Source organism: Anabaenopsis sp. FSS-46 (genome assembly GCF_029891665.1).
GTDB classification, from domain to species: domain Bacteria; phylum Cyanobacteriota; class Cyanobacteriia; order Cyanobacteriales; family Nostocaceae; genus Anabaenopsis; species Anabaenopsis arnoldii.
The window spans coordinates 1-8134 of the sequence record NZ_JANQDG010000043.1; the positions used below are offsets into that span (position 1 = coordinate 1).

9 protein-coding genes are annotated in these 8134 nt (G+C 45.5%); 1 reads left to right on the forward strand and 8 read right to left on the reverse strand.

What is annotated here, in order from left to right; all coding sequences use genetic code 11:
• Positions 1 to 473 precede the first annotated feature (473 nt).
• Entirely contained in the window at positions 474 to 650 is a 177-nt protein-coding gene (locus NWP21_RS04345) for a hypothetical protein (protein WP_280791747.1), read from the forward strand.
• A 196-nt stretch (positions 651 to 846) separates the two neighbouring features.
• On the opposite strand, the gene NWP21_RS04350 is transcribed toward NWP21_RS04345, so the two are convergent.
• From NWP21_RS04350 to NWP21_RS04385, 8 genes are read right to left on the reverse strand one after another with little or no spacing between them, the layout of a single operon-like run.
• Positions 847 to 1836 carry a glycosyltransferase family 2 protein gene (locus NWP21_RS04350; protein WP_280791748.1) on the reverse strand — a complete coding sequence of 330 codons (990 nt, stop codon included), beginning with the start codon at positions 1834 to 1836 and terminating at the stop codon, positions 847 to 849.
• Complete coding sequence (locus NWP21_RS04355) at positions 1826 to 3049, reverse strand: DegT/DnrJ/EryC1/StrS family aminotransferase (protein ID WP_280791749.1); 1224 nt, start codon at positions 3047 to 3049, stop codon at positions 1826 to 1828. Before NWP21_RS04355 ends, NWP21_RS04350 begins: the two co-directional genes overlap by 11 nt.
• An 8-nt stretch (positions 3050 to 3057) precedes the next feature.
• A complete protein-coding gene (locus tag NWP21_RS04360) occupies positions 3058 to 4065 on the reverse strand; it encodes a GDP-mannose 4,6-dehydratase (RefSeq protein WP_280791750.1) in 1008 nt (335 codons plus the stop codon).
• Positions 4052 to 4762, reverse strand: coding sequence for an acyltransferase (locus NWP21_RS04365; RefSeq protein WP_280791751.1), 711 nt, complete (start codon positions 4760 to 4762; stop codon positions 4052 to 4054). The genes NWP21_RS04360 and NWP21_RS04365 overlap by 14 nt, the downstream gene beginning before the upstream one ends.
• Positions 4759 to 5856 carry a DegT/DnrJ/EryC1/StrS family aminotransferase gene (locus NWP21_RS04370; RefSeq protein ID WP_280791752.1) on the reverse strand — a complete coding sequence of 366 codons (1098 nt, stop codon included), beginning with the start codon at positions 5854 to 5856 and terminating at the stop codon, positions 4759 to 4761. Before NWP21_RS04370 ends, NWP21_RS04365 begins: the two co-directional genes overlap by 4 nt.
• 14 nt (positions 5857 to 5870) lie before the next feature.
• On the reverse strand, positions 5871 to 6878 hold the full coding sequence (locus tag NWP21_RS04375; protein WP_280791753.1) for a Gfo/Idh/MocA family oxidoreductase: 1008 nt from the start codon (positions 6876 to 6878) through the stop codon (positions 5871 to 5873).
• A 10-nt stretch (positions 6879 to 6888) separates the two neighbouring features.
• On the reverse strand, positions 6889 to 7263 hold the full coding sequence (locus NWP21_RS04380) for a hypothetical protein (protein WP_280791754.1): 375 nt from the start codon (positions 7261 to 7263) through the stop codon (positions 6889 to 6891).
• Positions 7260 to 7751, reverse strand: a complete 492-nt coding sequence (locus NWP21_RS04385) for an acyltransferase (protein ID WP_280791755.1) — start codon at positions 7749 to 7751, stop codon at positions 7260 to 7262. Before NWP21_RS04385 ends, NWP21_RS04380 begins: the two co-directional genes overlap by 4 nt.
• Between the last annotated feature and the right edge of the window lie 383 nt (positions 7752 to 8134).

Sequence of the window (8134 nt, forward strand, 5' to 3'; positions counted from 1 at the left end):
AAAAAGCTTACCGTATAAGGGAAATAATGTTGGTTATTGAAGAAAATGCCTGAATATTCCTTCTTAATCTCTGTTCCCTGTTCCCTGTTCCCTGTTCCCTCGAACCAGTTGTTAAATTAGCATAACAAGTACGGTAGAGCCATAATTATTTGATAAAATAGGTAAATTGCTGGTCAAATTAATCGGACAATTCCATTATTCAGGGCGATCGACCTGGGTGCGGGTGTATCCGGGTTGTATATATTATTGCATAGGGAGCCAGGGAATCAATTAAGAGTCTGAAAGCTCAAGTCGGTTAAAAACCGACTGGTTTTGGGGTGGGGTGGAGGTTGTTCTAAAAGCGACTTAATTACCTTTGTGAGCGATCGCCCCACGATTACCGCTATGCTAGGGATTAAAAATCGCCTGTCCCGAAGTAGCCAGGGAATCAATTAAGAGTCTGAAAGCTCAAGTCGGTTAAAAACCGACTGGTTTTGGGGAGGGGTGGAGGTTGTTGTAAAAGCGACTTAATTACCTTTGTGAGCGATCGCCCCACGATTACCTACCAAAAACGGTGGATTACCCCAGAGCAACTAGGAGCGATCGCAGATAAATACGCCAAAAATATTTATGGTGAATATTTATGTAAGTTATTAGGACAAATCCCTTGACCCTTCTTCCTAGTCGGTTTTTAACCGACTTGAGCTTTCAGACCGGGAATTCCATTCCCAGAATCCGGTGTGGATAACTATAAATTATGTCTCCCGTGTGGATATTAAAAACTCTTAACAGCCTGGACAATTATTTCTATTTGTGAACTTGTTAACTCTGCAAACATGGGTAAGCTTAATAAACAATTATATTCCCTTACTGCTGCTTACCTGTTACAGCCTCCACCAGATACAATGGCCGTCGGCGCGACTCATCTAAAGCACGCCACAGATATTCCCCCAGCACCCCCATCATTAGCATTTGTAACCCACCAATAACCAGGATAACGACTAATATAGTAGTCCAACCTTGGGGGGGGTTACCAAATAAACCATTGAAAATTAGAAAAATGGCGTAGAGAAATCCCAGTAAGGCAACACTAGTGCCTAAATAGGACATGAAGCGAATTGGGAAATAGCTAAATCCGGTAATCGAGTCAATAAATAGTTTTAGCTTTTTCTTGAGTGTCCATCCAGACTTACCATGGTTACGGGCTTGCTTGGTATAGGTGATAAAAGTTTGGCGGAAACCCATCCAGGTGATTAATGCCAGTATACTAACATTGCCCTCCCGAAATTGGCGAAAGGCTAGTAAAACACCTTGATCTAACAGGAAAAAATCGGCTCCCATGGGGGGCATCTGCTTTAAACCTACCACATGCCGCATTAGCCAGTAATAAAAATTAGATGTCCGTTGTCTTTGGGCCGATTCCCCTAAACGCTGACTTCTTGCTGCCCACACCACTTGATTACCGCTGTGCCACTCATGAAGTAACAAGGGAATCGTCTCTGGGGGATCTTGCAAATCTGAAGCCAAGGCAATGGCACATTTGCCCCGGGCTGCATGTAGCCCACAGGTAAGGGCAATGTGGGAACCAGAGTTACGGGCGAGGCGGATACCCCGGACTCGATAATCAAGGGCTGCCAGTCGGTTGATGACAGCAAAGGTGTCATCAGCAGAATGATCATCTATAATTACCCATTCCCAATGGTAGGGGAGTGCATCTAAGACTATCTGCAAGCGTTCGTAAAGCAGTGGCAGGTTTTTCATCTCGTTGTAAGCTGGGGTTACCACGGAGATTAATTCCATTGAGTTATCTACTAACAGGGGATTCTCTGCGATTACGTTAACGGTATCAACTCCCATGACTACACTCCTGTTCATGTATTACCTGTTTCAGAGTATCCACCACCTGCATCTGCTCCTTATCAGTCATTTCTGGATATAGGGGTAAAATAATGCACCTGTCTTGAGCTTCCCGGCTCTCCTGAAGCATCTCACAGCTGTGGGGTGGACACTGACAGGCTGCCCGCTGCATACAAGACCAGGTGCCTAGTGGATACGCTGGCTCCCGATGTATACACATTACCCCCCTGCGCGATGAAATACCCCGGTCTAATAAAGCCTGCATCACCGACTTTTGTTCTAGCCCTATAGGAAGTTTGACAGCATAACTTTGCCAGTTAGTCCGCGCCCATTGCGGCTCTGTGGGTAATCCCAGCCCGGGGATATCACTTAGTAAGGTGTGATAGCGGTATCCTAATGCCCGCCGACTGCGGATAATATCTGGCAGCCGTTGTAACTGTACCCGACCTATTGCTGCTTGAATATCAGTCATGCGGTAGTTAAAACCTAACTCTGAGTAGGACTCAAAAATCACCTGGGGTGCTGCGTGGCGCACAGTGTCAGGAACACTCATCCCATGTTGCCGCCAGAGCCTGAACTGTCGATCATATTCTGGGTTATTGGTAGTTAACATACCACCATCACCTGTGGTAATTACTTTACGGGGGTGAAAGGAAAAACAGGCAATATCACCATGGGGACAACCTATATTTTGCCAATGCTCATTGATATGAATTTGGCTACCAATAGCACAGGCAGCATCTTCCACCACAGGTAAGCCGTGGGCTTGAGCTATGGCTAAAATGGCTTTTAAATCACAGGGCATTCCCAACTGATGTACAGCTAAAATTGCCCGCGTCCGGGGACTAATAGCCGCCTCTAAATGTTGGGGATTGACATTAAAGGTTTGGGGATCAATATCTACAAAGATGGGCAGAGCCTGGCAATAGCGGATGGCGTTGGCAGTGGCAATAAACGAATGACTCACCGTCACCACCTCATCACCTGGTTGAAGACCCACCGCCAGTAGGGCAAGGTGCAGGGCAGTGGTACAACTAGAGACGGCACAGGCATAGTTTGAGCCTACATAGGCGGCAAACTCTTGCTCAAAGGCGGCAACCTCTGGCCCTTGGGAAACCCACCCAGAATTTAAAGCCCTGGTAATGGCTGCAATTTCCTCTTGAGCCAACAGGGGTTTGGCAATGGGAATTAAGTTAGGTTTGGTGGCAACCATGTATATTATTACTCCTGTTGTTCCCAGTTTTTTACTACTTCTTGGGCTAACAACTCTTCCACGGAGGAAGCTGATGTTTGATACCACTGCTTCAAGCGGGTAAGTCCTTCTTCTAGGGATACGGAAGGACTAAAGCCCAGCAATTCCCAGGCTCGGCTGCCATCGGCAAATAGCCGCCACACGTCACCTGGTCGCTCGGCTTCATAGATGACATTAACCTCATCTAGCCCCACCACACGGGGGATGGCCGTGGCTAGGGCATTGATGCTAATTTCACCACCTTGACCTAGGTTAATGGTCTGCCCTACGGCAGCATCGGCAAAACCTGCTAACAGAATACCACGGGCTGTATCTGAGACAAAGGTAAAATCACGGGTTTGGGTACCATCGCCAAAAATCACCATGGGTTTACCTGCCAAACAGCGCAGGAGAAATTTAGGGATGACTTCGCCACTATCTCCCTCATGGTGGCAACGGGGACCGTAGCTGTTAAAGGGTCGTACCACTACAGTAGGATAACCATAGGTACGATGGTAGGCGCGAGTATAACATTCCCCGGCTAACTTGGCAGCACCATAAACAGTCATGGGAAAGGTGGGATGTTCTTCTGTCATGGGTACCCATTGGGCAGTGCCGTAAACTTCTGAACTGGATACATAAACGAAGCGCTTTACACCCTGTTTTCTGGCTGCTTCCAGTAGGTTGAGTGTGGCGGTGGCATTAACTTCATGGTTCTCATGGGGGGAATGGATAGAGTGGCGGACACCTAAACAGGCTAGGTGAAAGACAATATCCACACCCTCCATCAGGGATATCATCGCATCTGTATGACGGACATCTTCTACATGGAGTTGCACGCGATCGCTCAATATGTCTTCTATATTCTCCCTGCGCCCATTTACCAGGTTATCTACCACCAGCACCTTATCAACTTCGGATGCTAGTTGACGTGTGAGTTCAGAGCCAATGAAGCCTGCACCGCCGGTGATTAAAACTTTGCACTCACTTTTGTTCATCTTTATCTTCTTCTGAATAACCTTTTCGCCAGTGTAAAAACCTAGCTGGTACACCTGCCACTACAGCAAAGGGCGGAACGTCTTTTGTTACAACTGCTCCTGCTCCCACTATGGCTCCTTTACCAATAGTCACTCCAGTTAATAATATGGCATTAGTGCCTATGTCAGCCCATGCGCACACCTTTACTGGCTCAATCAGTAAATCTGTGGTGATAATGGGTGTTTCTAATGGTAAGGCTGTGTGAGTTGATCCTAGTACACGAGCACCTGGACCCCATCCGACGTAATCTTCTAAAATCAGGTTTCGTGCATCGAAATAACTCATAGGACCAATCCAAACATGATCGCCAATTACACATTGACCATCAAAGCGCCCTTGAATGTAGGTATTAGCTCCTATGAAAACGCCTGCACCTATGCTAAATGTCTCAATATGTTTAAATTTAACTCCTGGCTCAATGGTTAGTCCCTCTGCACACTCTCGTGCTAAGGCTCGCCATATTACTCGCCTCATGATCACATCAATATAACTAACACCCTCACTAAAACGACTATACATTTCAGCTATCATTGACTTGTTGTAGTGTGCATTGAGATCATTGGCTAACTCAGCAATGTAAGCTGGTTCTGGGTGATTTTCCCTAATTCCAAAACTGGCTTTTACTAATCGAGAGTGACTGTTACTGTCAAAGCTCATAAAATTACTCCACAAATTTGACGGCAGACTGCCTCAATTTTCTCATTTGTCATTTCCGGGAACATAGGTAAAGATAATAACCTATCTGCTTCCAGTTCCGTCACTGGTAAATCCCCCCGCTTATAACCCAAGTCAGCATAGGCAGCCTGGAGATGAACGGGAATCGGGTAATGAATACCCGTACCAATACCCTGTTGGGTGAGTTTCTTTTGTAGATCATCTCGCTGGGAAGTACGGATGGAATAGACATGATAAACATGACGGGCGTAATCCCTCTCTTGGGGAGTTTCTACCTCAGCATCTCGCAGCAACTCATTATACATTTGAGCATGACACCGCCTAGCCTCCGTCCAGGCTTTCAAATGCCGTAACTTCACCCGGAGCACTGCACCCTGAATACCATCCATACGGTAGTTAAACCCCTTCATGTCATGATGATATTTACGGGACTGTCCCCAGTCGCGTAACATCCTGATAGTATGGGCATAATCTCCATTGGCTGTCACCACAATCCCACCCTCACCACAAGCCCCCAGATTTTTACCGGGATAAAAGCTGAAACAAGCTATATCACCCAAACTACCAACCCGACGCCCCTTATATTCCGAGTCATGGGCTTGGGCAGCATCTTCAATTACCTTGAGTCCATACTGTCGAGCTATTTTTAGTATGGGATCCATATCTGCTGGGTGTCCGTGTAAATGGACTGGTAAGATAGCCTTAGTACGTTCAGTAATCTTGGCTGTAATCAATGAGTGATCCATGTTTAAAGTCTCTGGCTCCACATCCACAAACACCGGTTTGGCTCCCACGTAATCAATGGCGGCGACAGTAGCCACAAAGGTACTGGCGACAGTGATTACCTCATCTCCCGGTTGTAACCCAATGGCTAACAAGGCTAAGTGTAAAGCACTGGTACCAGAGTTCAGAGCTACTGCATGGGGGACACCACAAAAAGCGGCAAACTCAGACTCAAAGGCGGCGACTTCCTCACCGAGAATATATTGAGTACTGGCGAGGCTCTTTAATACTGCTGCCTCCAGTTCTTCTTTAATACTTTCGTACTGTAATTTTAAATCTAAAAAGGGAATCACAAATTTTCTTCACCTCATATAACATCTACAGGGATACCACGCTGACTGAGAGAACGGCTCGCCGATTCTAAAATACTAACCACGTACAGCCCCGCCTCGCCGCTACTTTCGGGTTTTGTATTCTTTTCTACACACTGGGCAAAGTGTTCTGCTTCTCGCCGGAGTGCCTCGATGGTATCTAGCTTAGGTGCATACATATCATCACTGCGATAACCAATTAGTGTTTGGTAAATACTCTCACGGTTAGTTACCTCAATACCTTTGTCATAAATTTTAATCTTCTCACTGGGTTCTAAGTCATCATAAACAATCATCTTCTGATTGCCACCGATGAGGGTACGACGTAACTTAACTGGTGCTAACCAATTGACGTTAATATGGGCAATCATGGGACTGTCAAAATAAACGGTAAGATAGGCCACATTGGCTGGCTTACCAGGTACATGACTCATACCCGTGGCAGAAACACTCACTGGCTGCTGGTGGAAAACATAATTTAAGATAGCTAAATCATGCACCGCCAGATCCCAAATAACGCTCACATCTGGCTGAAATAAACCTAAATTAACCCTAACAGAATCATAGTAGTATATTTCCCCTAGTTCCCCACTCTGTACTAAGTCTTTGAGTTTACGTACAGCACCAGTGTAAATAAAGGTGTGATCCACCATGAGGATTAGTCCGCGTTTGTCCGCCTCATCAATAAGTCGCCTTGCCTGTTGAGCAGTCTGAGCTAAGGGCTTTTCTACAAACACATGCTTACCAGCCTGTAGTGCCGCCATGGCTAAATCAAAGTGAGTACCTACCGGTGTGGCAATGGCAACGGCATCAACATGAGGATGCTCAATCAACTCCACATGACTCAGTGTAGTTTCAATGGTGGGATAACGACTTTTAACTAAATCAAGCCGGGAGGAGTTGAGATCACTAACCACAGTAACTTTTGTATTATGTGATTCCTGGAAATTCCTGACTAGGTTCGGTCCCCAATAACCATATCCAATCACACCAATAGAAATCATCAAACCCTCCTCATGCACGTGCAACCATAACTATTCCGTAGAGGATAATCATTATTCCTAGGATTTTTTGCCAGGAAAAAGACTCCCCAAAAAAAACTCCTGCACCCACTGCTACCAGTACAAAGGTTAAACCCACTAGCATGGGATAGCTAACACTCAAATCCTGATTGGCTAGGACTGAAAACCAAACTACTGCCGCCAGCCCGTAAAAAAATAACCCGGCGACAAACTGCGGCTGAGTTAATAAACCCATTAAACCCATAGCTACCTTATCTACAGCCAGACTAAAACCCCCATGTTTGAGGATGCCAGCCCGTAGTAGTAAATTAGCTAGTGTTGTTAGTAAGGCGCTCAGTGCCACCAACATCAATCCTTGTAGTGTCATAGGTTTGAATTATCCCGGTTTCTCATGTCACCAATCACCCGACCAGGTACACCAGCCACAATAGCATAGTCCGGGATATCTTTAGTCACCACTGCTCCTGCCCCAATCATGGCATTTTTACCAATGGTCACTCCTGCTAAAATTGTCGCATTGGAACCGATGGAGGTCATTTGTTTAACCAGTGTGGGCACTACTTGCCAATCAGCCTCACTCTGTAGTTCTCCCTTAGTGTTGGTTGCTTGGGGATATAAATCATTGGTAAACATGACTCCATGCCCGATAAATACCCCATCCTCAATCACTACCCCCTCACAGATAAAAGAGTGACTGGATATTTTACAGTTTTCACCTACAATTGCCCCCTTTTGAATTTCCACAAAGGTTCCTATTTTGCAACCATTGCCAATTTTACAACCGTAAAGATTGACTAGGTGAGGATGGAATATCTGGACATTACACCCTAAAATGACGTCCTCTTTAATCACAATGTTAATTTCCTGAGTATAAGTTATGTCTATCTGAGGCGGTTTGTGGATTTAGTAATCTTTTTTATATAGTATGTGATTTTTCCATTTAGTAAGTTTTTATACATTCTATAATGATATGAGTATAGGGAATCCGTAGTAAGTCATGACGGATGTTACAGGATGTATGTGGGGGGGGAAAGAAATTATACCCTAGATTTAAGTAACCTTTTTCATCCCTTACATTTTGTCCCCGGTCCTTAGATATTAGGACTTACGCAACTGGCACAGGCGATCGCTACGCAGAGCTTGCATCTGTGTGTAGCAATCGCTAAATGAAAGCACATTGGTATTATATAAGTGATGTCAATGGCACGGGGGGATGCCTAGTGCAGTTGATAGTAGAA

Excerpts from the sequence above, each read along its gene's own strand:
- NWP21_RS04380 (WP_280791754.1), bottom strand. The coding sequence starts at position 7,263 with ATGACACTACAAGGATTGATGTTGGTGGCACTGAGCGCCTTACTAACA.
- NWP21_RS04375 (WP_280791753.1), bottom strand. The coding sequence starts at position 6,878 with ATGATTTCTATTGGTGTGATTGGATATGGTTATTGGGGACCGAACCTA.
- NWP21_RS04360 (WP_280791750.1), bottom strand. The coding sequence starts at position 4,065 with ATGAACAAAAGTGAGTGCAAAGTTTTAATCACCGGCGGTGCAGGCTTC.
- NWP21_RS04355 (WP_280791749.1), bottom strand. The coding sequence starts at position 3,049 with ATGGTTGCCACCAAACCTAACTTAATTCCCATTGCCAAACCCCTGTTG.
- NWP21_RS04365 (WP_280791751.1), bottom strand. The coding sequence starts at position 4,762 with ATGAGCTTTGACAGTAACAGTCACTCTCGATTAGTAAAAGCCAGTTTT.
- NWP21_RS04350 (WP_280791748.1), bottom strand. The coding sequence starts at position 1,836 with ATGGGAGTTGATACCGTTAACGTAATCGCAGAGAATCCCCTGTTAGTA.